This is a genomic window from Sphingobacterium sp. JUb56 (genome assembly GCF_014191365.1).
Classification (GTDB): Bacteria; Bacteroidota; Bacteroidia; order Sphingobacteriales; family Sphingobacteriaceae; genus Sphingobacterium; species Sphingobacterium anhuiense.
On record NZ_JACHWL010000001.1, the window covers coordinates 1728941 to 1754505 of the forward strand.

31 protein-coding genes are annotated in these 25565 nt (G+C 34.1%); 7 read left to right on the plus strand and 24 right to left on the minus strand.

What is annotated here, in order from left to right:
* The first annotated feature begins 57 nt into the window (after nt 1–57).
* The 3 genes from FHR29_RS07190 (at nt 58) to FHR29_RS07200 (ending at nt 2054) form a co-directional block, all read left to right on the plus strand.
* Nucleotides 58–507: a GNAT family N-acetyltransferase gene (locus tag FHR29_RS07190; protein WP_183913423.1), complete on the plus strand. Its 450-nt coding sequence runs from the start codon at nt 58–60 to the stop codon at nt 505–507.
* Nucleotides 508–715: 208 nt separating this feature from the next.
* A complete protein-coding gene (locus FHR29_RS07195; protein WP_183913425.1) occupies nt 716–1252 on the plus strand; it encodes a hypothetical protein in 537 nt (178 codons plus the stop codon).
* Nucleotides 1253–1658: 406 nt separating this feature from the next.
* Complete coding sequence (locus FHR29_RS07200; protein ID WP_183913427.1) at nt 1659–2054, plus strand: hypothetical protein; 396 nt, start codon at nt 1659–1661, stop codon at nt 2052–2054.
* A 469-nt stretch (nt 2055–2523) separates the two neighbouring features.
* Here the strand turns inward: FHR29_RS07200 and FHR29_RS07205 are convergent, their stop codons facing one another.
* The 8 genes from FHR29_RS07205 to FHR29_RS07240 all read right to left on the minus strand — a co-directional run bounded on the left by FHR29_RS07205 (nt 2524) and on the right by FHR29_RS07240 (nt 9736).
* On the minus strand, nt 2524–2928 hold the full coding sequence (locus FHR29_RS07205) for a hypothetical protein (protein ID WP_183913429.1): 405 nt from the start codon (nt 2926–2928) through the stop codon (nt 2524–2526).
* Nucleotides 2929–3505: 577 nt separating this feature from the next.
* Nucleotides 3506–4456 carry an Rpn family recombination-promoting nuclease/putative transposase gene (locus tag FHR29_RS07210; RefSeq protein WP_183913431.1) on the minus strand — a complete coding sequence of 317 codons (951 nt, stop codon included), beginning with the start codon at nt 4454–4456 and terminating at the stop codon, nt 3506–3508.
* Between the two features lie 207 nt (nt 4457–4663).
* Nucleotides 4664–5113: a nuclear transport factor 2 family protein gene (locus tag FHR29_RS07215; protein ID WP_183913433.1), complete on the minus strand. Its 450-nt coding sequence runs from the start codon at nt 5111–5113 to the stop codon at nt 4664–4666.
* A gap of 622 nt (nt 5114–5735) precedes the next feature.
* Complete coding sequence (locus tag FHR29_RS07220; protein ID WP_183913435.1) at nt 5736–6698, minus strand: hypothetical protein; 963 nt, start codon at nt 6696–6698, stop codon at nt 5736–5738.
* A 132-nt stretch (nt 6699–6830) separates the two neighbouring features.
* A complete protein-coding gene (locus tag FHR29_RS07225; protein ID WP_183913437.1) occupies nt 6831–7400 on the minus strand; it encodes a hypothetical protein in 570 nt (189 codons plus the stop codon).
* Between the two features lie 86 nt (nt 7401–7486).
* Nucleotides 7487–7987 carry a HEAT repeat domain-containing protein gene (locus tag FHR29_RS07230; protein WP_183913440.1) on the minus strand — a complete coding sequence of 167 codons (501 nt, stop codon included), beginning with the start codon at nt 7985–7987 and terminating at the stop codon, nt 7487–7489.
* A gap of 286 nt (nt 7988–8273) precedes the next feature.
* Nucleotides 8274–8924: a hypothetical protein gene (locus FHR29_RS07235; protein WP_183913442.1), complete on the minus strand. Its 651-nt coding sequence runs from the start codon at nt 8922–8924 to the stop codon at nt 8274–8276.
* A 260-nt stretch (nt 8925–9184) separates the two neighbouring features.
* Nucleotides 9185–9736 carry a hypothetical protein gene (locus FHR29_RS07240; protein WP_183913444.1) on the minus strand — a complete coding sequence of 184 codons (552 nt, stop codon included), beginning with the start codon at nt 9734–9736 and terminating at the stop codon, nt 9185–9187.
* 213 nt (nt 9737–9949) lie between these two features.
* On the opposite strand from FHR29_RS07240, the gene FHR29_RS07245 reads away from it, so the two are divergent.
* Complete coding sequence (locus FHR29_RS07245; protein ID WP_132767920.1) at nt 9950–10408, plus strand: DinB family protein; 459 nt, start codon at nt 9950–9952, stop codon at nt 10406–10408.
* Nucleotides 10409–10424: 16 nt separating this feature from the next.
* Here FHR29_RS07245 and FHR29_RS26840 read toward each other — a convergent pair whose 3' ends face one another.
* The 7 genes from FHR29_RS26840 to FHR29_RS07280 all read right to left on the minus strand — a co-directional run bounded on the left by FHR29_RS26840 (nt 10425) and on the right by FHR29_RS07280 (nt 15361).
* Nucleotides 10425–10499 (minus strand): stage V sporulation protein M, encoded by a 75-nt coding sequence (locus FHR29_RS26840; protein WP_183916576.1) that lies wholly within the window; start codon nt 10497–10499, stop codon nt 10425–10427.
* A gap of 233 nt (nt 10500–10732) precedes the next feature.
* Nucleotides 10733–11311, minus strand: coding sequence for a Crp/Fnr family transcriptional regulator (locus FHR29_RS07255; RefSeq protein ID WP_183913446.1), 579 nt, complete (start codon nt 11309–11311; stop codon nt 10733–10735).
* A gap of 145 nt (nt 11312–11456) precedes the next feature.
* A complete protein-coding gene (locus FHR29_RS07260) occupies nt 11457–12050 on the minus strand; it encodes a hypothetical protein (protein WP_183913448.1) in 594 nt (197 codons plus the stop codon).
* Complete coding sequence (locus FHR29_RS07265; protein WP_183913450.1) at nt 12037–12531, minus strand: RNA polymerase sigma factor; 495 nt, start codon at nt 12529–12531, stop codon at nt 12037–12039. The genes FHR29_RS07260 and FHR29_RS07265 overlap by 14 nt, the downstream gene beginning before the upstream one ends.
* A gap of 254 nt (nt 12532–12785) precedes the next feature.
* Complete coding sequence (locus FHR29_RS07270; RefSeq protein ID WP_183913452.1) at nt 12786–13613, minus strand: hypothetical protein; 828 nt, start codon at nt 13611–13613, stop codon at nt 12786–12788.
* A 71-nt stretch (nt 13614–13684) separates the two neighbouring features.
* Nucleotides 13685–14401, minus strand: coding sequence for a hypothetical protein (locus FHR29_RS07275; protein ID WP_183913454.1), 717 nt, complete (start codon nt 14399–14401; stop codon nt 13685–13687).
* 471 nt (nt 14402–14872) lie between these two features.
* Nucleotides 14873–15361 (minus strand): DUF6985 domain-containing protein, encoded by a 489-nt coding sequence (locus tag FHR29_RS07280; protein ID WP_183913456.1) that lies wholly within the window; start codon nt 15359–15361, stop codon nt 14873–14875.
* A gap of 479 nt (nt 15362–15840) precedes the next feature.
* On the opposite strand from FHR29_RS07280, the gene FHR29_RS07285 reads away from it, so the two are divergent.
* Nucleotides 15841–15990 carry a hypothetical protein gene (locus tag FHR29_RS07285; protein ID WP_183913458.1) on the plus strand — a complete coding sequence of 50 codons (150 nt, stop codon included), beginning with the start codon at nt 15841–15843 and terminating at the stop codon, nt 15988–15990.
* A gap of 73 nt (nt 15991–16063) precedes the next feature.
* On the opposite strand, the gene FHR29_RS07290 is transcribed toward FHR29_RS07285, so the two are convergent.
* From FHR29_RS07290 to FHR29_RS07325, 8 genes are all read right to left on the minus strand, one after another.
* Entirely contained in the window at nt 16064–16795 is a 732-nt protein-coding gene (locus FHR29_RS07290; RefSeq protein WP_183913460.1) for a DUF5131 family protein, read from the minus strand.
* A 14-nt stretch (nt 16796–16809) separates the two neighbouring features.
* Nucleotides 16810–17160 carry an MmcQ/YjbR family DNA-binding protein gene (locus FHR29_RS07295; RefSeq protein WP_183913462.1) on the minus strand — a complete coding sequence of 117 codons (351 nt, stop codon included), beginning with the start codon at nt 17158–17160 and terminating at the stop codon, nt 16810–16812.
* Nucleotides 17161–17169: 9 nt separating this feature from the next.
* Entirely contained in the window at nt 17170–17547 is a 378-nt protein-coding gene (locus tag FHR29_RS07300; RefSeq protein WP_183913464.1) for an MmcQ/YjbR family DNA-binding protein, read from the minus strand.
* Nucleotides 17548–17550: 3 nt separating this feature from the next.
* The gene (locus FHR29_RS07305; RefSeq protein WP_183913466.1) at nt 17551–18438 is read right to left on the minus strand and encodes an AraC family transcriptional regulator; all 888 of its coding nucleotides are present in this window, start codon (nt 18436–18438) and stop codon (nt 17551–17553) included.
* 133 nt (nt 18439–18571) lie between these two features.
* Nucleotides 18572–19036 carry a nuclear transport factor 2 family protein gene (locus FHR29_RS07310; RefSeq protein ID WP_183913468.1) on the minus strand — a complete coding sequence of 155 codons (465 nt, stop codon included), beginning with the start codon at nt 19034–19036 and terminating at the stop codon, nt 18572–18574.
* A 717-nt stretch (nt 19037–19753) separates the two neighbouring features.
* Nucleotides 19754–21571: a hypothetical protein gene (locus tag FHR29_RS07315; RefSeq protein ID WP_183913470.1), complete on the minus strand. Its 1818-nt coding sequence runs from the start codon at nt 21569–21571 to the stop codon at nt 19754–19756.
* A gap of 290 nt (nt 21572–21861) precedes the next feature.
* On the minus strand, nt 21862–22101 hold the full coding sequence (locus FHR29_RS07320) for a hypothetical protein (protein WP_183913472.1): 240 nt from the start codon (nt 22099–22101) through the stop codon (nt 21862–21864).
* A 30-nt stretch (nt 22102–22131) separates the two neighbouring features.
* Nucleotides 22132–22365 (minus strand): hypothetical protein, encoded by a 234-nt coding sequence (locus FHR29_RS07325; RefSeq protein WP_168126463.1) that lies wholly within the window; start codon nt 22363–22365, stop codon nt 22132–22134.
* Nucleotides 22366–23006: 641 nt separating this feature from the next.
* Between FHR29_RS07325 and FHR29_RS07330 the strand changes: the two genes are divergently transcribed.
* Nucleotides 23007–23522, plus strand: coding sequence for a hypothetical protein (locus FHR29_RS07330; protein ID WP_183913474.1), 516 nt, complete (start codon nt 23007–23009; stop codon nt 23520–23522).
* Between the two features lie 200 nt (nt 23523–23722).
* On the plus strand, nt 23723–24196 hold the full coding sequence (locus FHR29_RS07335) for a DUF1572 domain-containing protein (protein ID WP_183913475.1): 474 nt from the start codon (nt 23723–23725) through the stop codon (nt 24194–24196).
* 448 nt (nt 24197–24644) lie between these two features.
* Here the strand turns inward: FHR29_RS07335 and FHR29_RS07340 are convergent, their stop codons facing one another.
* Entirely contained in the window at nt 24645–25184 is a 540-nt protein-coding gene (locus FHR29_RS07340; protein ID WP_183913477.1) for a GNAT family N-acetyltransferase, read from the minus strand.
* Nucleotides 25185–25565 lie beyond the last annotated feature (381 nt).

The window sequence follows — 25565 nt, forward strand, 5'->3', positions numbered from 1 at the left end:
CTTCGCGATTTTGTGACGTTTAAATAAGATTAACTTTTTAAAATAATAACGAATAAAATGAAAATAATTTCCATAAGAGATAATCCAGAATATAAGGAAAAAGCAATCCAATACTTCCAAAATAGTTGGTCTGAAGTATTACCAATTATCTATGAAGATTGTATCTTAAACTGTATAAATGCTCCGCAATCATTACCGCAATGGTATCTGCTAGAGAAAGAAAATGAAATTATCGGTTGTGCAGGCTTGATTACGAATGATTTCATTAGCCGAATGGATTTGTATCCATGGCTGTGTGCGCTATTTATTGATGAAAAGTACAGAGGCCAGAATTATGGAAACCTACTCATTGAACAGGCAAAGACGGATACAAAAAAATTTGGCTTTCCATATCTGAACCTCTCTACTGACCATATCGGTTACTATGAGAAATTAGGATTTGAGTACATTGGGCAAGGATACCACCCATGGGACGAGGAAACTAGAATTTATCAGATAAAGGTCTAGTTCTCTAGCTGTTTAACTGAAGATGAGCAAAAAGGTCGAAAGAAAAAGCAAACAGTATCCTATCCAAATTAATGAATAATGTGTTGGTGAATATAATTGTTGTCGACTGTGAAACAAAAGTAGAGGTTAACAAAGAGAATAAAGGCTAACCTTACGTTAAAAAAGTAAGAACCTGATCATAAAATAAGTGAGCGTAAAATAAAACATTATGGCAAAATCATTACCGTCACAAATTAAAAATAATATACTAATTCTATTCTTATTTTTTTCATTTGCTACAGCAGTAGGTCAAGAAAAAGAATCTGAATTTGGCGGTCCACCAAAACTTTCTGAATTAATTGGTTTTTGGAAAAAAGTCGAAATTCCTGATGAGGAAAAAATGAATCTAACAAACCCTTGGCCACAAAAATATCAATGGTTTGCATTTTATGAAAATGGAAAGATTTATTCAATGATGTCTGATAAGGATAGCAATTACTCTGTGAAAGAGCTTAAAGAAATATTCAGTAATTTACCTGTCGACAAGACTCCTAACTACAAACTGGAAGGACAATTTTTAACTGTTGATAATAAAGAGGATAAAAACTACAAAGAGTTATGGGGAGTAAATTTATTTGCTATTGATATCAATGAAAATTTAAAAAAAGGAAATTTAATGATGACGCTGGATGGTGGAAATGACAACATTATCTATTTCAGGTTATTAAAGAAAATAGAAAACGAAGAGATTAAAAATACGCACTGATAATAATAGGAACCGATTTTGGAAGCTGTCATTGAATATTACGCTAAACCATTCTTCTACGGCTTTATTCCCACTTTAATATCGGGTGTCATCATTGGAAAGTTATTAAAAAAATGATCATTAAAACATCCTCTTCAATTGCCATGATATTAACCTATGTAATATGAAACGTGAATCCAGTTTAGTATCTTTTTTAAAACTGTATTTAAGACTCCTTATTGGATTTATTATTATTTCAATAATCACTGGTAAAATTCCTTGGAATGACTTACATGGTTTAATTAAGTTCGCGTTGTACTTTAGCTTAGCTTTATTTGCTATTGCTTTGATATTTTGTGTATTATACTGGATTGTTAAAATTATTAAAAGGCAATAAAAGCATAGAATTTTAGTAAACACGCGACCTATGACAATAAAACTTTACGACATAATTCTTGACAACAAAAAAATAGGTGCGACTGAACTTGAAAAAGCAGATGCACCAATGGGTGTTGTTTTTGGTCGCGTAATGTTTGACCATATTGATTCAGGCTATGACTTTTTAAAAACTTATTGCGTGAATAACAATATTGTAATCATTACTGACTATCCAGAAGACAAATTGATTGGAACAGCGAACATTCCTAATTTGACAGTGGTCAATCCAAATGGAATTGAAATTAAAGGGCAAGTAACAAATATTGAAGGAATGGACAGTGACATTTTTGAAATTATAATTTGTGGTATATCATATCCATTTTTTGAAGAAGAATTTCCACATCACGTAAAAACATATAATGACCAATTCAAAAACATCCAATGAAGATAGATAAAATTTAATTTCGTTACATATTGACAGTAAATAACTAGCTATCTAAAATGGGATCTATTGGATTGTTATTAAAGTGTTTTAAAAACTAAAACCTGCCCCATATACTTATATGAAAGAATTAAATCTGCTTATTAAAGAAATTCAAGCTTTTGAAAACAAAGCAGACGACAAGTAAAACAAAAACTCTGATGAATATCTTTGGAAATAACTTTAGAAATAGAGTGGACATTCAAAGTGAAAAACCTTCAAAACTACTCAAATTGGATCGCCCGCTAGTTAAGTATTTGCAATAATCAAAAGATTAAATGTGTTGAGTGATTTTGTCATATGAGTAATTAAATATAAAAGATTTTTCAAATTATTCGTTGACACAGTTCGCGTTACAGTCTCCAGTTTTTATTTGAAAATCTAGATGAAATATTTTTTTGTAAATTACCTTCTAAATATTGTATAATCTATTTTACAGTTGAATTTCATAAATTAGGCAAATTCCCGTGATAGTGTCACGCAGATATCTTGAACCTTGGTCGAAGTTGCCTCCGCCACCAAATCTTATAGAATTGGTAGATGGAATAAACCACGTTGGTGCATCATCAGGTATAGCCCAATCCTCCTTGTCTACCAAAATATTGTTTTGTTTTATAAATTCAGTCCACCACTTTTCAGTCGGTTTAAACTTTAAATACATTATGTATTCATTTGACCAATTTCCAGATTGCCAATACTGTCCTTTTAGTAGTTTTAAATCTGTCGATGGTTGTGTTCCTGACCAATATCTAAAAGTTTCAAGTGCGTCATTCGAATTTTTCTCAGAACAACCAGTTAGAACAAAAAATGTTAAAAATAAAATTAATAGTCGATTCATAGTTTATTCTACTACATCATTGGGATTTTTACTATAACAGCTGTACCCTACCTTCGGTTCTCCTCTTGTCCGAAATTTCGAAACTTACCAATGAAGATATCTATTTTTAAATCGAGTGTAAAACAAAGAGTAAGATAATATCCTCAGTTTTGACTTGTATATGTTTAATTTCATTGAGCAATACGGGTGTATCGATAGCAGTGATCTTAAATGATTGGTGTTCCTTTACCCAAGAGCTCATCAATATTGACGCTGAAGCCTATTTCGGCATCTGCCCGATAGCAATATGTGCATTTTGCTTTAAAGTCTCTACTACGCTCTTATTAAGCTGCTGTTTTTGTTCTCACAATTGCGGGATCGCCCACTGAAGAATCCCGAAGGAATCTGCGAAGCAAATGCAAGAAAGCTGAAACCGAATTGCACTCAAAGCATCGGCTCCAATGACAGCTGTTGCTGAAATGGGATTTTTGTACTGATCAATTTGATTAAAAAATACGGGAAGCCATAAGGATGGTATTAAACGTATACAGCCATTCTTAACAGAATGGCTGTATACGTTTTTTATATGATCTGAAATTTATTTCAGTTTTTCGATCTTGTCGATGGTAAGGCCTGTAGCTTTAGCAATCTGATGAGTAGACAGCCCCATCTCTTTCAAATTCAAAGCTGTTTCAATAGCTTTTTGGTGTTGGCCTTCAGCTTTAGCTTCAATTGCAACTTGTTTAGCCTCTATTGCAGCTTTCTTAGCCTCTTTCAATTGTTTTTCTAGTCCTCCCAATTGCTTTTCTAGTCCTTCAACTTGTTCCTGTTGATACATCCGCACTGCTTCGGCATCCCATTTTCGTTTTAAACTAATATCATACATAGTTCGTTCCTCCTTTGTCAATTTTGCGTAGCTGGCCAATTGAAAGAATCGTTGAAATACCGCCGATTTCATGATCCGTGGCAAGGTCTTTAACGTAGACATATTTTTGAGCATAAAGAATACTTTATCCAGTTCGTCTTCAACCTCAGCTTCGCTTTTAACAAAGTTAATAATTTCTAAATAGATAAACCCCAAACCCTCGTAAAAAATTTGCCCTGAATCTCTATTACACAGACAAGTATCGTGGAAATAGGTTTTATGATCACCTCCTGGCATATGAAAACCATCCATCAGGACAATGGTATAAACCTCGGGAATGGCATAGCCCCAGGCTTTACGGTTTCCTTTGGGAGCCGTATCTGAAATAACCTTGCTGGCATAATAAAGCATGCGTTGCTTTAGATTAGACTGGCTGCTCGTCTGCATCTCAATGATGATCTCTTCGCCTGTACTGATCTGAACTACAAGATCAAAGATAACTTTGCCGATTTCTTCGGTTACACCGATACGCTCTGTATCTCGATACGTCAGATCAACAATGGTCTTTCGACCTCGAAAGATGATGTTAAGAAAGTTGATCAGGTTGATCTTGTCTCCGAATAACCGTTTGAAGCCCTCATCGGTGGTCGGATCAATAAAAACGGGTTGAACGTGATTTTTCATAATTTTAGGATCTGCTTAAATAATTAATGTTGCTAAGCAAACATCAGAAAAACTAAAATTATTAGACGGTTATTAAACGTTTGTTGTCGACAGTAGTCGTTTGTTGTCGGCTAGTGAAACTTGAATCAGTCTTTAGAAATACAACAGAAAAAAGAAAAACCACATCTTACGACATGGCCTTAACTAAACATATGATTAAACAGTATATTACTTGTACGAATTGATCGATTGGGATACTTTCCAGTTACCACCGTCATTGACTAAAGTCACGAGATCGGTTTTGGTAAAACCTTCAAACTGCATCATTACTTTGGCGATCATATAGTCTGCTGACTCCTGTATGATAGAGGTGCTGGTTTTACAATTCAACTGCTCACCTTTTTGCTTTTTCAAAAAGGATATGACTTCTGAACGGCTATTAGTCTTATCTTCTGATGCCTGTACTTTTTGGCTGAAGTCTGTTGTAAACAACTGCTCCACTCCTGCCGATTGACCTGCTGTCATAACCGCAACGTAATGATCAATGGCTAGATCTGCTGTAGATAAATTGACAACCGCTTTTTTAGGGTTTGATACCTCAGGTTTGCCTGCTGCCATAGTGAAAGTAGAGACTGCGATCAAGGCTGCTGCTGCGAATGTTTTTGCTAAAGTTTTCATAATGTCTTTATTTTATAGTTTGTTAGTTCTTATTTGTTGATTCAAAAGTAGGGTGTAAATCGTCCCTACCCTATGACAATTAGACTAAACCAACTAAAAATTCGGTGAATGAAGGAAATGAATAGGTGAAATTATTTTAAACTTTTTTGAACTATTCTATTCGACAGGTGTTCTTATTATACAAAGCGATAACAAACATACTTTCAGCATGAAAGTGTAAAACGATAAATGACGTAGTACAGTAAATAAATCCAATTGCTTGAAAACAATTTGGATGACGAAACAAAAAAGAGGAAACGATAGGAAACATAAAACTTACTGTGCAGTTAAACGCCAAGATAAAGGGTCTAATGAGAATTAGGCCCTTTTGATGTTTATTAACACCAACGGTTTGCTCCTATAACGACTGTTGCTGATATGGGATCAAAATAACGCAGGACTTCTCTATCCTCGATGATATTGGTACTGGTAACGATCATGGTGTATGATGTATACTGTTTTAAAAGCCCGAAAATAAAGAATCACTTTGATTAAAAAATACGGGAAGCCATAAGGATGGTATTAAACGTACACAGCCATTCTTCACAGAATGGCTGTATACGTTTTTTATATGATCTGAGTTTTATTTCAGTTTTTCGATCTCTTCAATGGTAAGACCTGTACCTTTTGCAATATCTGCAATAGGCAAGCCCATTTTCTTGAATTCTAAAGCAATGGCAATAGATTCTTCTCGCTTGCCTTTTTCAATTCCTTTTTCAATTCCTGACTGAATTCCTTTTTCGATTCCAGCTTGGATTCCTTTTTCTCTTTCTTGTCGTTTGATTGTTTCTATTACACCCATTTGAATTGTGCCTCCTGTCACTTGATAAATGTATTGATCAAAGTTACTATTTATTTCTTTATCTCGTATAAAAAGAAAACTCTTTAAAAAAACTAAAAAGCTCATTATACGATCTTTACTATACTTATTCGTCTCGATGAGCCTTCGAGCGATTGTACTACGCTGCTCGGCGAGCTCCTGCTCTGGAATCTTATCTTCATCTAAAGCTTTCTGGCATGCCAAAACAATATACGCAAATATATTGTCCATATCGAGTAGCTCTGATTCGTCATGATCAAAAATTTGATAACTCAAATACTGAAAGCGTAACGACGTACGGAAAACGGCAAAATGGTATTCATCAGTACATGGCTGCGAACGTCCTCCAGTAAAAACAGCAATGGTCTCCACAGGAACACGGTAACGATCTAGTAGTCTGTAAAAATACTGAAAGATACGATGTGAGAAATCGGAATCATGTCCGCCTTCAATTTCCGTATTCACTAAAATCCACTTCTCGCTTCCGTCTTTTAAATAAACCTTGACCAGAAGATCTGCTACTCGCTTCCCTTTCTTACGCTCACGATAGGGAATGATCTCCAACAGTTCTTTATCCATAAAAGTCAATCCACGCCCGAGATCAAAGGTAGCATCGGCATCTGGATACATAAACCGCAAAAAATCAGGAAAATTATCCTCAAAAATGGCTTTCAAAAGCTCATCATTCTTCTTAGGCGGCTTAAAACGTCTTGAATCTACACTCATTACTGTTTATCAATTGGTTAACAGTAATAAAGATACAAACAAAAACTAAATATATTAGCATTTATTTTATTAAACCATTGGATCTTTCTATAAATGTCTTGTAGCCACAACAGGGGTATGCAAACTTTTCTGTTACCATATTTTCCACCAAGGTTTTTTGTTCTCAAAATGAATAAAACTTCCACCCGTCAAAGTTTTTGAGTCAAGTTCATACTGAAACTCAATCCATTCGTCAGCATCATTCATTGGATAAAACGCTAATCCCGATACTAAATTATTTTCAACTTTAATTTCTTTTAATCCATCACACGAAATTGGTTCTGTATTCCAATGTGTTCCATCTTGCTCAAAAATTGTCAGGTCGATCTGGTCCTGAAATACATATCTATTTTTACTTGCTTTAAAAATATTACAATAGCCAACTCCGAAAACGTCGATAGGTTTTGTGTCGTTGGGATTCATTATGTAACACGCGCCACGAGCAATTACTAACAAGTTTTGAGTTTTTTCTAGTTCTATAATTTCTGCAAAGTCTGTCCAACCTGGTTGAAAGTTCGCTACCCATTCTGTGCCGTCATTTTTATAGAAACGAACAGGAAAACCTTCGGAATAAAATGGTTCTCCATTTTCTGTTACTGACACATACATTGGTCCATAAACTGGCAAAGATGCCAATACTTCATATGCCTTTTTTGTCGTCATTCAGTTTTTTGTAGTGCAATACCTGCCGTCAAGCATATTGTCAAAACTTTTTTGTTATTTACTCCAACTCATAATTACCTTAACAGTTATTTCTTTTTGAGAACCACTTCAAGTTCAAATATTGCATTTTCCTTTATAATTGGGTCATCAACTTGTGTTAACAACTTTAACTTTTGAACTGCTTCAGGTGTATTAATTGCACTAAATGCCCATATACATTTTTTTGCTATAGCTCTCATTTCATCGTAATCAGGAACATCAAGAGCAACTTCATATAATTTGTTCACACTTTTAGGGTCTTTAATTAATTCAAGAACGGTTATAATGTCCTCTTCAGAAATGTGCCATTTCTCATCTAAAAGTTGTAGCAAAATATCTGTATAATCGCTGTCTGCTCCATCACTACAAAGAACTGCGAAGGTATTAGCTAATCCCTTTTCATCTTTATCTGCAACATTGTTTTTCAGTAAAGAAAGTGTTTCTTTTTTAAACTGTAAATTTTCCCCCTCAGGGAACTTATCCCAATAATTATCGAAATGGTCATCCCTATTAAATAGTCCTTTATAAAATTTCCAAAAATTAAACATTACTTAATTACTTTAAAGCTATTAATCCAATTATTAAATATATGTGTATTAGACTGTATACTTAAATTCATTACTACTTATTCTGATTTCCACAGAAAACTTCCCCTACCTGCTCAATCGCATGCCATTGCTGCTGTTCTATGGATTACACCAACTTGATTAAAGTAATTCATTGCATCTGGCTTCATATTAAACTTAACCAATACATCATAACCTTATTCCTGTAACTGAGCTCTTGAAGAATCTGCACTGGAAGAAAAAAATCACTCTTTTATTGATCATGTGTTTAGGTTATCCTTTTCATTATTTTGTAACCGATATAGTCCTCTATTTTTTTGTAATTTGGATATCTGTAATACTCGTTCCAATAACTTGTAACTCTACTTTTTGTTTGTTCCCAATATTTTATATTATTAAATATCAACTGTTTATACTGATTAATATTGCTGCCATTTATATGCTTATCAAGTTCAAAAAGTATTTCAATAACATATTCTCCAAGTAATTGCAATTTAAAAAATATAACCCATTCGTGGTCAGAACCAAATAAGTGTTTTAGCCGCTCTTCTCTAATGTATCCATTGTGATGTCTCGAGTATATGCAATTTAGGATTTGTTTCTGCGTTTCGGTCAGTTCATTTTCAAGTTCTACACTTGGTTCCGCAAAATAAATTCTTGAAATTAAACAAATGACTTCACCTGTCGTCAATTGAATGTCTGTTAATTTTCCATGTATACCATTTTTAACTTTAGATCGTTGTTCATATGGATCACCATAAATTGGTCCTGCCAATGGCATTATAGCTAACACTTTTTCAACGTCTGAACTCAAAAATTCCGGAAATAAATTTTTCAATTTTTGGCGATATTCATTCGTCAAGTCAGTTTCTTTGTTTTCTTGTCGAAAAAGTACTTTCCTATATTTTGAATTGTCCATATTATGACGGCTAAAGATGAAATACTGCTGTTCTTCCCCTATAAAGAATAAAGCCTAATTCAAGCTGGTGACCTAACAATATTACTTCTTTTTTATTAGACTTTCACTTTTCTTAATATGGACTCTCCGTTGCCACAATAAATGACTCTGCAATAAGCAAAATGATATTTTATTGAACTTTTGGTTATAAACATAATCCTCATCGTCTGTCATTTACTCCATCGCAACCATTAACAAATAAATATTGAACTAATGAACCTTTAATTTATTCTTGGATCTATCCAGAATAGATCACGGAGTTGCAGTAGTTTTTCTATGTCCATCAAGTTATAAACCAGCTCATCTTTCTCGTCTAAAGGAATCGTTATTTGTTGATCCGTTTCAAGTAAAAAAAAGGTTAAAATAGCATCCTTGTCATATATCGAGATATCAGATTGTACCATAGTAACATCATGTTTGTTAAACCATTCCCTTGCCTCTTTTTGATCTAGGCAGATCAGGGAACGGGTTAGATCTTCAAGACCTCGCATCTCATCGATGATATGAGTGGGATAATTTACGCCAATATAAGCTAAATACAGAAGATGATTGCCTGTACGTAAGGCATAATTGCGTATTAAGACCCGCTTTGGATCGAATGAAAAAACATAATATTCTGGATTGGAGATAAACTTATACTGCTTGCCGTAAAACGGGATTTTATCCTCCAATTCTTCTAAATGATCTATTTCTATAAATACTTCTCCTAAAAGCTGCCCCTCATCTATATTGGCAAGTGCATCGTCAATGACCAATAGTGCTTGCTCTTCCATAGGAACAATGCTTCCACTACAATCTAGGTGACTATTAAGAAATGCTCATCGCGACACCTACTCAACTAGGCTTGATAACACATTTATAATAAAATGATAAGCTATCCATCTTTTTTAAAGTAATCACTCCCCAAAGTAAATAAGAAGTCCGTTCACAAAATGAATTCTTAGAGAAATTATTGCGTATATTTAAATCAAAGTAATTTATTTACAATGTCAAATCCGATTGAACATTTATGGTTATATAATGACTGGGCCAATAAATCTGTCATCAGTACAATAAAATCTCAAGGAAGCATAATTCCTCCCTCCTGTTTACGACTAATGAGTCATATTGTTAATGCACAAATAATCTGGTTAAGTAGATTAAATGGTGAAAAACCTTACCTAGGCGTTTGGGATGAACATAGTATTATGGAATGCGAACAATACCATAATTTGGCTTCAGCTGGCTTAGGTGAAAAGATCAAAAAACACAACGATTATGACAAACATAGCATTCAATATAAAAACACTAAAAATGATAAATTTGTAAACTCCATTGAAGAGATATTGCTACATACCTTTAATCACGGAACCTATCATAGAGCTCAAATAGCAACAGAAATGAGAAAGAATGGTCTTGAGCCGGTCAGCACAGATTATATTGTCTTTGTCCGAAAGCAACATTAGCATATTCCCTATCGTTTTACCCCCTCAAAAAGATTGACCTCTTACCTCCTCCAAAAAATTTTGACATTTTAATAGTATAGAATTTGGAGATGAATTACTAATTCTAAATAGGAGGAAAACAGATGAAAAGATCGAAGTTGACCGAAAAATACCTGATCCTCCCCTGTTTCATTCTTCCCTTTGAATAGCAAGGGTAAAAATTCGGTCAATCGGGACTGAGTGAATTTACAGAACCCTCTCCTGCTTTAATCCAATTATTGAACAGGATGAACAAGCAAGAATATTGAGCAACCGGGTTTTATCACACTGACTACTGAACTCAAGTTAAAATACACGCTTGCGTATTCTGCTTAGGGCTTGTGGAGTTATTCCAAGATAAGATGCAATATCTTTTAGTGGTATAAAATTTAACACACTACCATATTGAGCCATCAACAGTAAATAATACTGCTCAGGTGAATATTTAATCAAGTCAATATTTCTTTTTAAGATTCTACTTAACAATATAGCCGTCATATCATCAAAAATTGCTTTTAAGTGGGGAATTACTTCATAAATTTGGATTACGCTATCTTTGTCGATTCTATAAATTATACTATCTACAAGAGTTTGTACGTTGAAGTCCGATTTCTTTTTTAAGGTAAATGATATATTCGACATGGAAAATGTTCCTTCTTTACAAAACCAAAAAGTTTGTTCTTCGCCTTTATCATTTAATGTCCAGCAGCGTGCAATTCCATCAAAAATAAAATAACTGTACTTTTCTAACTCCCCCTCCCGAATTAAGAAGCCGTTGCGTTTGACAAGTATTTTTTCAAAAGAATTATCAAATAATTCTGCTTCTTTTGAAGTAAATAAGCTCGTATCAACATCAAATTCCTTAAATAATTTTTCTAAAATCATAAATTTGATAATCTAAATGTGCCAAAGGTAAAGCTTATTTTCTATGCATATAGTATAGTTCGAGTTCGTTTCTCTCGCAGACTGTACATTTTTCCATTACTTGCATGATCGGAAATTACTATTGATAGGTATTAATTGAATACATTTATTCTCCTAAATCTTTTTCAATAGTTTCCAGAGAATCGATAATCTTTGATATCTTTTGGTTCTGCTTTCTGATCTGTCTGGGTCTCAGGAAAAACCATGCGATTGCCAACCATAAGAAAGTTGATCCATAAGCTAAAAACGCAAACGTTGTTGACATGAATAAAGCAAATTCATAAAAATAAAAGGCAAAGCCAGCACAAAGCAAAATGTAATAGATACTAATCCCTTTCGTCTGCATATAAAGCTGCTGACGCTGTAGTTTTTTTAGAGAAGAAAGGTATTCCTGATTGCTGATCGATGGATTTATTGTCCTGATCACGTTGACGTTTTGATAAGATAAATAAATGAAGAGAGCCAGCGCAATAAGTATTAATATAATTCCTAAACTGGTTGTAAACATTTTGAAATTAATGACATTCCAAATGAAAATCATTCCGAATGCTGTTGCCAAAAAACAAAGCATCATTAAAACTGTTCCGCTCAATTGTTTTTTTCTGTATTTTTCTGCAGTAGTTTTTATTTGCTGAATATTAGGAATATCTGCATTTTTATTGTTCCAAATATCTCGGAAATTGATGTTATCGGTTTGCATAATTCTTAAATTTTTTGGTTAATTTTTCTTTGATTCTGTGTATTTTGACTCTGACATTGGCAGGCGAAATCCCTACGACTTCAGCAATTTCAGCCTGTTTCATTTCTTCCAGTTCCAGAGAGATGATGATCCTTTCCAATTCAGGTAATTCTGAGATGCATTGATAAAGAAAATCGGTCATTTTATCTTGTTCCAGTTTCTTATCTTTTTCCGAATTATCTTTGATCTCAACAGGGAGCTCGCTTTTTGGCATTCTCTTGTCGATATTCATCTGTCTTAAGCAGATATTGGTAGCAATTCTATAAATCCAGGTTCCAATTGATGCTTCCTGCCTGAATTTTGGCAATTGCTGAAAAACAGCCACAAATGTTTCCTGACAAAGATCTTTTGCCGCATCATGATCATTCACATAACCCATACAAAGACGAAATATTCTCTTCCAGTACTCGTGGTATATCTCTTCGAAATTTAAAACCTGCATTGCTGTTTTTAGGATTTAGAGCATAAGAAAAAGAAAATGTTACACATTTAAATAAAAAAAGCGTCTGAAATTTCATAACGCTTTGATTTTCTTATAAGTATATCTTATTTTTTCAGATCAGCTGACCGCACATGTTGTTCTGAGTTTTCATGATGTTTTCTTTGCTATGAAGCACTAAAGTTCAAGTTTACAAAAAATATAAGATAAACATTTCAGTTACGAAATTCTTAATTCAACGTTGTTAGTTCGCTTTTTTACATCATATATTTTCCAAAATATGTATTCAGAGCTTCTTCATTATATTTGTCTTCTCCACGCCAGTATTCAACAAAAGTCCAATCGTGCTTGCCTCTACTCGGTCTGTCGTAGGAGGTTGGTTTAAGAATGTTAATACAAGCTAAAATTTCAATTAATATTTTTCGCTCATCTTTCGTTGATTTCAAAACAGTAGATAAGTTTTTTTCTAATGCACTTGGATAATCGTTCGGTTGAGAATTTTTGATAATCGATAATATATTTTTAAAAATCTCAACATCTTCAGTAGAAGGTTCCGGGATTTCTGCTATTTGTAGTTGTTGAAGGTCGAACAAAGTGTAAATAAGGTTTCCGTGTCTAATTCCGCCCCATTTTATTCGTTCAAAATTCAATACATTTAAGTCCTCATTGATATAATCCTTGTCTCCTATAATACCATATTTTAAATCTCTGCAAATTCCACAAGTATAACTCTCGTGTGTTACTTCTCCATTTTCTCCAAAACTTTGTCCACTTACTGCTTTTGTATATTGATGAGGAACCAATTGTTTCGCTATAAAATAGGAAGCCAAACTGGAACGCCAATCTAAACGCCTATTAGAAAGACTACTTAAAAATGCTGTTGAAACTTTGTCGATTGAAATTGTTGGAAGTATCTCAAAAATCTTGTCCAAACATTGGTCATGAGAAATGGTCAAAGGTTCAAACATCAAACCTTTTGATTTTGCATACTCAAAGTCAGCAGCACCTATTTGTATTTCATTAGCATCAATCCAACCATTTTTCCAATACGTTTTGAACAATATGTTTTTGGCTTTTTTATCCATAGATTTCTTTAAATTTTGTTTTTGTGTTCTCTTTTAAAGTGGCTAAAAACCCTTGTTAGCTGTAGGTATTTTTAGTAATAAACTATTTTCCTTGTCGATTTTTCCGAAATTTTATTTTCAACATATGCTATTGTTTCTATTAAACTTCCTTTGCTATCATATTTATAATTGTATTTTCCTTTCATTATTTTGTCATCAGGATAATAATAGACCACCATTTCTGTTAAATTTGATTTCTCATCATAATAAAACTTCTTTTTACAGTACCAATAAAATTTGCTGCCTTCCGCTTTATTAATAATGAAAGTTATTTCTTCGGATAAAAGATTGTTTATGTATTTGAATTCTGTTTTCTCATTATTTATTTTCTCAAAATCTTCAATTTTATTTCCATTTAAATCATATTTGTAATAGTTTTCAAATGAAATTTTCCCATTATTGTATTTTGTCCTTTTTATTAACCTTTTTTGTACGTCAAATACCTCTTTTACTTCCCATCCTTTGAAATCATTTTCATTAGCTTTTGTCCAGGGTTTTTTACTTTCCACATTTCCGTTTTCATCATAATCAATAGTTTCAATGGGTTCTCCTACTTTATTGAAAGTAGTTTTACTCTCATATTTTCTTTCGCCCATTGTTGTAAAAATTTTTTTAGTGGTAGTAATTTCTTTTACATTTCCTTTCACATCAAAAAAATCTTGAATTTCTGAATTTACTTTTAGCTCTTGCGCATAATTGCAAGAATTCAAAAAGATGGCAAGTATTACTAAAATTACATTATTTTTCATGGTCGTCATCAGTTCTATGGTTACAGCTAAGGTTAATTTAATTTTCTCTCCTGTTTGAATTCGCCTTCTAAACAATGTGTCATATTAGACACCAATGGTGTGCTAAATATCCATTTGAATATTCCACCAACCGTATTATAAATTCTTACAAATTGAATTGTCCGGCAAAATGCTGCTGACTCTCCTATGTATTCAATTAATAACCAGTCTATTGTCTAAAATGGTATGTTACTCATTTTATTTAAATTTTAGCTCTGTCTTCTGGAGATGATGCTTTTGGTTTTTCCATCAGTCTAGTCCTTCGTCCAAAGCTCATCATGCTGTATCTCCAAAGTCAGTGTTTCGGGGATAGACGATTTTCCGAAAATCGAAACACAGATCTGTATTACTAAAATTCAATTGAAAAACTACTGTTGAATTTGCACTTCATCCAGCCTGATGCAAAACCCTTATTAGTGGAATTTTTTATCGTTATGTTTCTGCAATTCCACCAATATCTGTTATTTGTCCACCTACAAACTTAAATTCAAGTCCATGTTCTGAATCCAATTTGTAACGAATAGATACTTTAATTGTCTTTTCATCCAAAACTCTCAAATACATAATCTCTTTAATATGGCCATTATGTTTATCGGCGCTGTCAATATTCAATGCTGGTTCACCTGATTTTTCAGAATTTTCATAGAAATGTGCATATAATTTTAAATATCTTTCATAGGCTTTGTCTTGAATACTTTTGATATTCGTCTCAATATCCGTTATAAAATTTTGATAAGTTTCTTCAAATTCTGTCAGCTGTTTTTCGCTCGGTAGTTCATCAATTTCTTCTCCATCTTCATCATATTCATCTCCCAAAAAAACTTCAACGTTTTGGGTGTCAAAAAAAGGATTTGAGAAAGTTATGTCGGACGAAAATCCAGCCCAATCTGCTTCAACATTTCCCCAATATCTATGTGTCATATTTTTATTCTTTATTCATCTTTCCTGTCATTGTCGTCAGTTCTATAAAAATACAATTACATTTCGGTCGGTGGCATGCCGAAATTAATTATTCTTACAGGCCAGTATTCATGAGAATACAGATAAACAATATAATTCTTTTTTCTTTTTATATGTCCTTATTGCGTTAATAATTTATGAAATCATGTAGGAAAACCCTTCCATTAGCATGAGCGAGCTCTTTTGGGTGCTTCCCTCACTCCTCCACGTTACATTCCTAAAAGTAACGGAGGCCTTATTGTCCACTATGTCTTTTGCCTAGCAAAGGGATACCGTTTCTATCACCTACGCTAAGAAAGATTTTTCGTGATATTTTTTTCTTTAATGGGTCTTAAAGGGTTCTACTCGAAACTTCCTTACTACATGCAATTCACCATGAACGTGACTGAACATGATTTTTACCGTATAGTGGAGGAAGAAATAAAAAAGAAAAAGACCCGATGACATTCCTTTATCCCAAAGAGGCTCCGGTATTTGATAAATATGTCGATATCCTGCAAGAGGAGCTTATCAGAAAAGGTTTTGCCTATGGAGTTTTAAACATTGAAGAAATGAAACACAGGGTATTAGGCTGGCTGGAAAGCACTTAATACAACATCAAAAAATGGAAAGGTTTTCATCATGGTGTTAAATATGAAGAGAAGGTTTTTTACAAAACAAAGTTTATTTGACATGATCGTGAAAGTTGATCCCAGCTTTTCGAGCTTGCCAGGACTGGTGTTTTCTCTCAATCTTATATTCTTTGCCATCTCTTAAAAACAATGTACCCGTCTGCTTAAATAGAAAGGAAACATTATTCTGAACACAGGCTTTTCTGATCTCCATGACCCAATCATAATTGCATACACGGGATTTATCCCCGGATTCCCCACCCACGATCACTTTATCAATCCAGTCCCCTTCTAAAAGTTCTGACAGATCTATTGGTCCTATAAGGGGTTCGCAGATAATCGACTTTTGTTTAAAGGGAAGTTTTCTAAAGGCTGGAAGCCGAAGCTCTGCCTGTTTTTGGTTCTCAACGGAGCATAAGATCGTTACGTTATCATAACCTGTACCCCAATCATCCGGCAGACACTGCTCTACCCTATCTATCCGTTTTGTAGCCATCGAAAAAGTCAAGTCTTGACGTTGGCTTATCATGCTCCAGGCATCGTCACGCCATTTGTCCGCTTCTTCTATAAAGAAATCCGAAGTGAAGCAGGTCCAAACATGTTCGCCAGAGGGAATTTTGTAACTTCTGTCTCTTTTCCTTTTCAGGGGCAAATCAAAATTTTTGGTCTTATATACCTGTTTGCTATCAATTCCGTATAATGAATCCCGCCGGAAGACATAGCAGTTTTTACAGCCTTCGCTGATCTTGATGCATCCATGCCATAAATTCCATATTACTGACATACGGTTCGCTAATTTTATGTGCTTTTCTTTGAAATACCTGCTGCAACCAGCGTATAAGATTTTTTAACGAGATCTTGTACCATTTCCTCGGACACCTGGCCATTTAATGCGACATTGATCCAATATTTCTCACTCAGATTAAAAGGTTTTTGGATACCCTCGTGTTGCCTAAGTTTCTGCACAGCTTCGGGATCACATTTCAACGTGCAGTAATCAAATTTATCGATGTCAAAAAAGCAGAACATTTTCTTTCCAATATAAAATACAAGGATAGACCTTGAATTTTTGAAAAATCCCTGAAAGGGCATGCCTTCATGTGTATCGGGAAATGACAGGCAGAATTCCCGGAACGCTTCGATATCCATAGTTTAAATTTACTTATCATCTTTTAATGACTGTTGCACTTTAAGGGGCAAACTATTAACAATCAAATCATATGACTTTCGGACAAGTTCCTTGATGACTGAATCGGGGACATCACCGTTAAAATAGGCGCTGATCCAATGCTTCTTATTCATATGGTATCCCGGCTTGATGCCCTGATATTTTTCCTGCAGATCTTTCGACTCTTCCGGGTCGCATTTTAGATCGCAGAAATCAAACTTTTCGATGTTGACGAAGCAAAACCATTTATCTGCCACATAAAACACAAGCAGGTCCTTATCGTATTGTGAGGTTGCTTTTTCAAAAGGAAGCTTTTCCATAGCACCATCAAAGGAAAGGCAATATTTTCTAAAGGTTTCTATATCCATAAATTAAGTATTTGTAGCAGACTTATTTTCAATGCGATATTCCTTTGGTCTTAAGCCTACTGATTTTTTAAAAAACCGTGTGAAATAGCTTGGCGATTCGAAATTCAGCTGATCACTGATCTCCGAAATTGACAGGTCCGTAAAAACGAGCAAATTTTTCGCTTCCTGGGCTATCTTGTGAGCGATATACTTTTTAGAAGTTGTGCCCAGTAGCTCCCGCACAATCTTATTGAGGTAATTGGCTGATATAAAAAGCTCGTCAGCATAAAACTGAACATCATGTACCTTAAGATAATGCTCTTCAACAAGCTTTACAAATGCCTGCAGGTGTCTGTTATTTTGATTGTCAGGTAAGGCAGCAACATCCGATTTATCTTGCCCGTTCTCCACATGGTTTAGTTGAGCCAAAATTAAATAGACGAGCGCCCTGATGACATGTTCGCTTCTATCTTTTACTTTTAGTTCATTTCTGATCTTTTGTAAAGATTCCAGAATTTCAGCAAACAAATCAGCTTTGAGGCTTATGAGCGGAGATAAGCGATCAGCTTTTAGAAAGCTCAGATCATTCAGAAACAACTTGTTGATGAAAAAAGATTGAAAAAAATCTTCTTCAAATACCAATGCAAATCCTTCTAAAGTTGTATTTTTTTCCCAGGTCCAAACATCTCCAGGAGTTGAACAGACCACATCCCCAGTTTGGACAAGTAATTTGTTTTGATTAATGGTAATGTATTCAACCCCCTCGGTTATGAATGTAAGATCAAAATAGGTCAGCCTATGCGTTGGGTTTTTCTGAATATATTGTCTGAATTCTGAAATCGCGACAACATCCGCGAGCAAATGCACCCCATATTTTTTCTTGAAGAAATTGTATCTATGAATGTTTTTCATAATATATTCAGATCAATATTTAAAAGTTAACGATCGTTGAAAATCAAACAAGATAGATTCCATAAACTACTGAAACAAATATAAGTTTAACAAATAGTTTATGGAATGAAAATATTTAATGGTCTGCAGCTCACTAAACAATATCTTTCAATTTACTAAAGTCCTTTTCCATCGGACGGATAATTGACCAGGTGGAATGGATGGCATACCAATTTCCATCTTCTTCTTTCTGAAAAACCTCGATGCAGTTGTATTCCATATCTAGCAGGTTTGACTTTGCAAAGAGCTGATAGGTCAAAACTGCCATATCCACACCGATTTGTACACGTGGGCTACAAACTTCATAACTGTTGGCTGATAATTTGCCTTCAACTCTCTGGAAAAGATCTTCCATTGATTCAAAGTCTTCCAAACGCTTGGTCTCCACGGCATCAAAATAGGTAAAGCTTCGTTTAGACCAAAGTTGTGCGTAACCTGATGTATCACCTTTGAACCATTTTTCAAGTGCAGCTTCTTCTAAGCCTATGATGTGCGCTGCTAATTGCTTTTCTTCTTCAGTCTTGTACTGCCAAGCAGCTCCTGTTTCTTTTGTTTCCATAACTTATAAAATTTACTATACGAAGGTACTTGATAATGAATGCTCCACAAAGGAATTAAGGTGCGGAAAATATCACTTTTCGGGAATAATGATACATTAAAACATAAAATTATCTGCATTATGAGAGCGCTATCTATTATACTCCTGTTTTTTCTTAAAATTACTTCCTGATCATAAGCTAAACCCCTATTAGTTTTAATTTTTTTGTTAGTTATTTATGGTTGTTTTATCACCATAAATGGCAATGCAACGTTAGCTATCACTCCTGTTGATAAAATCGGGTTTATTATTAATACGCATTTTTTCATAATCAAATTTTACTATTAATTGCTTTCAAATTGTCCGTCTTTTCTTCCAAAAAACGGATTAACTTATTGATATGGTTCGTAGTCGTTTCATAGTTTATAAAGGTTGTTCTCAAGTAGACATTGCCGAATGGTGATTATGAGTGATGGAAAGACCAAAAGTGGTACACCAATATGCTCTTCAAATGCAGCGAGTGGCTGGGTTAGCGGATTGTCCTTTGACTTAAGCAGGTCAAATAAAAAAGTCACGGGAATCTGTGTTCCCGTGACTCGCTAAAAGTAAGGCATATGCATCATGATGCTATGAATAATACTTAATAGTTGTTTAAACGCCTTGACGAATAAAATGTCCTGCTAATGAGCAAAGTATTTATTTAATAAAGCAGTAAGTAAATCATTTACAGCGCTGCTCTTACTTGGTATAAACACGAACGCCACGCCATGCTCCATTTCTTTTTGAAGCTCCAAATACATCAGCTCTGGTAAATTTAAAGCCATTTTTTATCGATTTCTTAAGATTATCAAGTGTTTTAGGATCGAATTTTATGTTCGTAAAATCTGTTGATACCTTAATTTCAAAGTCCTGAATAGCAAACGCAAACTCTTTCTCGATTTTATCCTGATTATATTCTTTAGCTGCATATGGCATCAAAACACATTTAACTTTACCATCTGCTCCTGCTGTTTCTACCTTTTTATAGATCAAGCCTAAAGTTGCTTTGTCCAGATCTACCAGCGCGACTTCTTCAATAGTCCCATCTTTAACATTGATAGTCTTCACTTTGCCACCCCCAGGGGTTTCTAGTTTTTTCTTAAGTGCATCCCACCCTAGTTTCAAAAGAGGCTTAATTGTCTTTTCATTAATCTTGAATTCTCCCGCAATATTATCGGGACCAATCGGAAAGATATTAGGAATATCATAGGGAACTAGAATCTGAAAGATATCACCGGCTTTATATACAGGAATATAATCGGGCTTATTCCAGGTAGGATCGGTAAAACTGCGCCAAGCATCTGAAGTTAAGCTCATAGGAGGAATAAGATCTAATGTCTCAAATTCTACCGCAGTCCAACCGGCAACGATTTCTTCGGCATTGACCTTACCCCAGATTCCGAGTTGAAAAAATCCACCCGCTTTTTGCTGTTTTACTTTTATTCCGACACTTCTTGCAAAGCCATAATTTCGGTTGTATAGTAAAACACTGGTTCTATAATCACTATCGTCAAAATAATTGTATTCTGTACTGTTTTCAAATATTGTTTTCAATATTTTTCCTTCAGGATTATTCATCTGGCGGGCCACTAGGTTCTCAAACATAGCAGGATCAAGCTCATTACTCGATGTGACCGGTGTTCCTGCGTTACGAGGTGGACGTGGTGTACCGTCACCGCCGCGACTTGGACGAGGACCATTCGTTACGGTAGTACCACCACCTTCACGGGGAGGACGTGTGCCACCTGTTCCATCGCCACCACGGCTTGGACGTGTAGTACCATCCGTTCCATCACCGGAACGGCTAGGTCGTGTAGTGCCGTCATCAGGGCGGCTTTCACGAGTGGGACGACCTGTATCGGCTTCATCTTCCATGAAACCTTCTAATCTATTTGGTCTTGTAGGTAAATTAAGTGATTTATCATCGACAAAAGTTGGAATAAAGCCGATATTATCCTTTAAAAAAACTACCTCATCACCAAGACCTAAATCTGCATTCGTATCCATGAAAGCAGTAAGATCGAGACGTTTATAAGAGTCATCATCTGTTGTAATGGGATAGGCAGAGGCAATTGACGCGTACATTTTATTGAGGTTGTCGGTATTGTTTTTACCGGCAAAGAACGTTCCATAAGGTGTCACTTTATAAAGCACATCGCTGACAACAATTTCGCCGTTGCCATTCAGTACATCTTCCATGTAATTATCATCGATCACGGAAACAAGCATCTGCGCGTTGGGATCAGTGCTTGCCAGTGCTCCCAAAGAACTAAAACCTTCAGGTCCCCCAGAAGAAGAGGCTTTCAACTTTTTAACTCCACTCGCATCTTGACTCCTGGCATGATCGAAATAATTCTTTAATTCTGCGGTAGAAAAATTTAAAACTTCAGAAGATCTTATAGAACTGAGCTGGTTCTGATTATCTTTCAATGTTTCTACAAGTTCCTTTTTACAGGATGCTAATACAACAATACCTGCCATAAGGCAAAGCATGGTCCGGCTACTTCTCTTCATCATTTTTGTGGTTGATTTATATATTTAAATGTACATTGGTATAAATGGTTATATTATAGTCGTACAAAACACTGGGAAATTGTCCCTCAACTGTTTGCACGACCTGACGACACAAATATGATGCCTAAAGTTTCCACACTGATTAAAAAATAATGTAAAAATTAACCAATATATATAGATTAGAAAATTCAGATAAGCCTCCCCAACTTTGTTAGTCTTTTTCTTAAGAAAATGTCATTATTCTACATAATGAAAAGTTTCTACTGAAGACGAAAACTCTCTCATTATACATGTTAATCAACCATTCTCTTCTTGAGCAGTTCCAACTCTCCTGCTATTACATCTGGCCAACGAGCAAAACCTTGTCTAATAATCTCTTCCCCATCAGCTATGGTAAATAACTGAGAAATGCTAAAGGCAGACTCTCGGATACCAGCAATCTGTCTAAAAGTTAGCTGTGATCTACTTTTACCTGTTCTTACAGCTGTAGGATGATTAAGTATATATTCTTGGTGTATTTGCTTTAAATTCATCTGTATAGTTTTTAAAAATTAATAGATCAATCAGAAAACCCTTAGGAATTTTCCTTCTAACACTTCTTCGGGCACATCTAGGATCTGCTCGATCACGACTGTCGCAGACTCTTCCTTAAATTCACTCATAAACGCCCATAAGTCGTTTACTTTTGTCGGGACAAAATGCTGAATAACATCATCCACACTATTGTCAGACTTCAGGATATTATATCCCTTATGCTTTAAGTCCTTCAAGATCTCGGTTGTCAATGGTACATTCATAGCAATTAGTATTTATCGTTTTCACCTCATTCAAACAGGTCTAAGTTTCGATCTTAAATTCCTTTACTATAAAGTGAACTTACAGAATTCTCCCCTGCTTTAAATCAATATTGAACAGGATGAACACGCAAGAATGTTGAGCAACCGGTTATCTTTTAGCGCGCCCATCCTTATTCAATATCCAAAGATAAATAATAAAGCTAAATATATTAGCTTTTATTTACTATAAATTTTAGTTATATTGAGTTTTATTTTGTTCGTCTTGAATATCAATGATTTGTTATATTTAGATAAATTTTAGTTGCCCTCCTATATATGAAAGAAGATATTAATAGCTTTAAGGTCACGGATAGAAAAAGTTTTGTCGAATTCCTTAATTTATTATAAAAGGACTTTGTGGAAAATAACGAGAGTTAGGAAAATAAATCAATACCTGATTTACTGGAAGCACGAAGTATGGATGCAGAAGACATATAGGGATATTATGATAACACGAAGCAAAATAAAAATGCTGACCAAGCAGATTGGTCAACATTTGCCGATATTTTAAAGGAGCTAAAATATACCAATGATAGAATTCTAATGTAATGATCACATGTTTACAAGGGATAGCTTATATTGATGTTTAAAGAAATGGTAAAATGAAATGTAAAAGGATTCTATTAGTATTTTGGATATTATTATTCTTTAGTGCGTATTCCTCTGCACAGTCAACACTTATACAAGATATTTCGTCTGAAATTTCTAAAAGTCAGTTAAAGAATAAAGTGAAAAAAAAGGGTTATGATTTTTATGAAAATATTAGGAAACAACTCATCAATATGGATAGTTTAAATTTTCTATCATATAGGGATATAGTATTTTTTCTTGAGACCTTTGAATATGAAACTGGAATTACGCACGGTATGATATGGAATAAGCATAAATCTCTCGCATACCAGTATTTTCATAATAAATTTAATTTTAATGGTCCTTCTCTCTTTGATAAGAAGACAGTAGGTCTGGTAGAAATGTGGAATATTGAAAAGATAAAATCGTATGGACAAGAATCTAAATTGATAAGTCCATCATTATATTTTGCTTCAAGAGCTATCATAAAACAAAAAGAGATAAGTGTCGATTGTATTGCTTTTAATGAGTTCTATTTATCCCAGTAAAAGCAATACAATCTCAATCAAATAAAACCCATCTTTTCACTGTAAATATGTTCTAATGATCAGGTTAGACAACAGTTAAATATGATAATAAAAAGGTTGCTAGGTTGATTAAAAATAAGATGAATAACTAAGATGTTTTTATTTGGGTAGTATGTCATCCCAATATTTAGACGGAAAATTGATTGAATAAAATTATACTAATGGAAAGAAACTTAGTTATTGCAAACCGACTTCGTGAGGTTCTACTTAATGGGCAATGGATTGCCAATACAAATTTTAAAGAACAGATCCTAAGTCTAAATTGGAAGCAAGCAACTCAAAAAGTTGGAGAATTAAATACTATCGCGGCCATAACCTTTCATATCAATTATTATTTGAAGGGACTGTTGCATGTTTTTAATGGTGGAGAACTTAATATTAGTGATAAATATAGTTTTGACCTTCCAGAGATTCACTCTGAAATGGACTGGAAAATTCAAGTAGATGATTTTTTAACCAATTCTGAAAAGTTTGTAGAACAGGTAGAACAATTACCTGATAATCTTTTGGACCAACCTTTTGTTGATGAAAAATATGGAAGTTATTTACGAAATATTGAAGGTGTTATTGAGCATAGCTATTATCACTTAGGTCAGGTTTCTTTATTAAAAAAGATAATTTCTAATTTTGAATAGCGATAAATCAAATACAATCAATATTGCTCAAATAAAATAAAAATCATGAGTTGTTTAGGAGTATACCTTACCATCAATTGAAGCTAAACTTTTGATTTAAAAATGCCCTGCATAACTTGCTTTTGAAGTGCTCGAAACGGATAAGTTCTACCTTAGCTATCTCGTATATACAGGTTTTCCTGGAAACCAATCAGCTCCGTTGCCACCACATGTAAATAGAAAGTACAGCATGACAACAATGTACAGAATTATTGTTATCCGCCATACAATGTGTAGCCTTCCAGAACCTTTATCTTTTTGTTCTTTATTTTTACTCTTTATAAAATTTCGATTTTTAGTCATTATAGCAATAATGAAAACCTATATCCATTTATCTTAGATTAGAAACTACACGTTCTTGGACTTGGCTATAGACCTTTTTTAACCTGATAAAATATTTATTAGCGATTTAACTTTTATTCAACCAACTTGTTCTTGATATTTCAAACCAATCTGTGAGGTCGCCTTCATAATCAAAAGTTTTTTGCAAATCAAAGCCTAATTTAGTTAAAACCTTCTTTGATTTTAAGTTTTTAGGGTCGGTTATTGCATAAATTTTGTCTACATTGAGGGTTTTAAATCCATAGTCAAGTATTGTAGTTGACGCTTCGGTCGCAAAACCTTTGCCCCAATGTTTTCTCTTAAACCTATAACCAAGCTCGTAGAAATTAACGTGATTATTCAAATGCTCTCTGAAATATTTTAATCCAGCCCAACCAATACATTCGTTAGTTAATTTGTCAACCACAGCCCAACGAGCAATCCCATTTTCAGCATATTGCTTTTTTAGCATTGCAATTACTTTCGTTATTTCGTCAATAGATTTAACAGGACTGTTTTCAATATATAAATGAACTTGTGGGTCAGAATCCATTTCAAACAAATCACTTTGGTCTGTATATTCTAACTCTCTTAAAATTAGTCGTTCAGTTTCTATAAATATATCCATTATGAATTGGTAAAGTTATTTTATCAACATCTAATTTACAAAAAAAACCAATGTGATTATGATTAAACTTTCTTGACAAATTTACAGTTTTCAGAAGTGTGCAAATAGGTAGCGTTCTTTACAAATTCAGGATGATTGAGTATATTGTGGAACGTCCATTTATAAAACTTTTTATATATTGACAAACCATAATATTAGCTTTAGATATACCATAAATGAAAAAATTAATATCTATCATTCTTATACTTTGTCAAAGTTTAAGTGCCCAAACAGCAGATGAACTAAATTTGCTTTCTTCCAACACATTTTATCAGCCTGAAATTTAGATAACTTATCTATCTTATTATCAATAGAAATTATAAAAGATGGAAAGTTATATTT

Excerpts from the sequence above, each read along its gene's own strand:
- FHR29_RS07190 (WP_183913423.1), top strand. The coding sequence starts at position 58 with ATGAAAATAATTTCCATAAGAGATAATCCAGAATATAAGGAAAAAGCA.
- FHR29_RS07195 (WP_183913425.1), top strand. The coding sequence starts at position 716 with ATGGCAAAATCATTACCGTCACAAATTAAAAATAATATACTAATTCTA.
- FHR29_RS07200 (WP_183913427.1), top strand. The coding sequence starts at position 1,659 with ATGACAATAAAACTTTACGACATAATTCTTGACAACAAAAAAATAGGT.
- FHR29_RS07205 (WP_183913429.1), bottom strand. The coding sequence starts at position 2,928 with ATGAATCGACTATTAATTTTATTTTTAACATTTTTTGTTCTAACTGGT.
- FHR29_RS07210 (WP_183913431.1), bottom strand. The coding sequence starts at position 4,456 with ATGAAAAATCACGTTCAACCCGTTTTTATTGATCCGACCACCGATGAG.
- FHR29_RS07215 (WP_183913433.1), bottom strand. The coding sequence starts at position 5,113 with ATGAAAACTTTAGCAAAAACATTCGCAGCAGCAGCCTTGATCGCAGTC.
- FHR29_RS07220 (WP_183913435.1), bottom strand. The coding sequence starts at position 6,698 with ATGAGTGTAGATTCAAGACGTTTTAAGCCGCCTAAGAAGAATGATGAG.
- FHR29_RS07225 (WP_183913437.1), bottom strand. The coding sequence starts at position 7,400 with ATGACGACAAAAAAGGCATATGAAGTATTGGCATCTTTGCCAGTTTAT.
- FHR29_RS07230 (WP_183913440.1), bottom strand. The coding sequence starts at position 7,987 with ATGTTTAATTTTTGGAAATTTTATAAAGGACTATTTAATAGGGATGAC.
- FHR29_RS07235 (WP_183913442.1), bottom strand. The coding sequence starts at position 8,924 with ATGGACAATTCAAAATATAGGAAAGTACTTTTTCGACAAGAAAACAAA.
- FHR29_RS07240 (WP_183913444.1), bottom strand. The coding sequence starts at position 9,736 with ATGGAAGAGCAAGCACTATTGGTCATTGACGATGCACTTGCCAATATA.
- FHR29_RS07245 (WP_132767920.1), top strand. The coding sequence starts at position 9,950 with ATGTCAAATCCGATTGAACATTTATGGTTATATAATGACTGGGCCAAT.
- FHR29_RS07255 (WP_183913446.1), bottom strand. The coding sequence starts at position 11,311 with ATGATTTTAGAAAAATTATTTAAGGAATTTGATGTTGATACGAGCTTA.
- FHR29_RS07260 (WP_183913448.1), bottom strand. The coding sequence starts at position 12,050 with ATGCAAACCGATAACATCAATTTCCGAGATATTTGGAACAATAAAAAT.
- FHR29_RS07265 (WP_183913450.1), bottom strand. The coding sequence starts at position 12,531 with ATGCAGGTTTTAAATTTCGAAGAGATATACCACGAGTACTGGAAGAGA.
- FHR29_RS07270 (WP_183913452.1), bottom strand. The coding sequence starts at position 13,613 with ATGGATAAAAAAGCCAAAAACATATTGTTCAAAACGTATTGGAAAAAT.
- FHR29_RS07275 (WP_183913454.1), bottom strand. The coding sequence starts at position 14,401 with ATGAAAAATAATGTAATTTTAGTAATACTTGCCATCTTTTTGAATTCT.
- FHR29_RS07280 (WP_183913456.1), bottom strand. The coding sequence starts at position 15,361 with ATGACACATAGATATTGGGGAAATGTTGAAGCAGATTGGGCTGGATTT.
- FHR29_RS07285 (WP_183913458.1), top strand. The coding sequence starts at position 15,841 with ATGACATTCCTTTATCCCAAAGAGGCTCCGGTATTTGATAAATATGTC.
- FHR29_RS07290 (WP_183913460.1), bottom strand. The coding sequence starts at position 16,795 with ATGTCAGTAATATGGAATTTATGGCATGGATGCATCAAGATCAGCGAA.
- FHR29_RS07295 (WP_183913462.1), bottom strand. The coding sequence starts at position 17,160 with ATGGATATCGAAGCGTTCCGGGAATTCTGCCTGTCATTTCCCGATACA.
- FHR29_RS07300 (WP_183913464.1), bottom strand. The coding sequence starts at position 17,547 with ATGGATATAGAAACCTTTAGAAAATATTGCCTTTCCTTTGATGGTGCT.
- FHR29_RS07305 (WP_183913466.1), bottom strand. The coding sequence starts at position 18,438 with ATGAAAAACATTCATAGATACAATTTCTTCAAGAAAAAATATGGGGTG.
- FHR29_RS07310 (WP_183913468.1), bottom strand. The coding sequence starts at position 19,036 with ATGGAAACAAAAGAAACAGGAGCTGCTTGGCAGTACAAGACTGAAGAA.
- FHR29_RS07315 (WP_183913470.1), bottom strand. The coding sequence starts at position 21,571 with ATGATGAAGAGAAGTAGCCGGACCATGCTTTGCCTTATGGCAGGTATT.
- FHR29_RS07320 (WP_183913472.1), bottom strand. The coding sequence starts at position 22,101 with ATGAATTTAAAGCAAATACACCAAGAATATATACTTAATCATCCTACA.
- FHR29_RS07325 (WP_168126463.1), bottom strand. The coding sequence starts at position 22,365 with ATGAATGTACCATTGACAACCGAGATCTTGAAGGACTTAAAGCATAAG.
- FHR29_RS07330 (WP_183913474.1), top strand. The coding sequence starts at position 23,007 with ATGAAATGTAAAAGGATTCTATTAGTATTTTGGATATTATTATTCTTT.
- FHR29_RS07335 (WP_183913475.1), top strand. The coding sequence starts at position 23,723 with ATGGAAAGAAACTTAGTTATTGCAAACCGACTTCGTGAGGTTCTACTT.
- FHR29_RS07340 (WP_183913477.1), bottom strand. The coding sequence starts at position 25,184 with ATGGATATATTTATAGAAACTGAACGACTAATTTTAAGAGAGTTAGAA.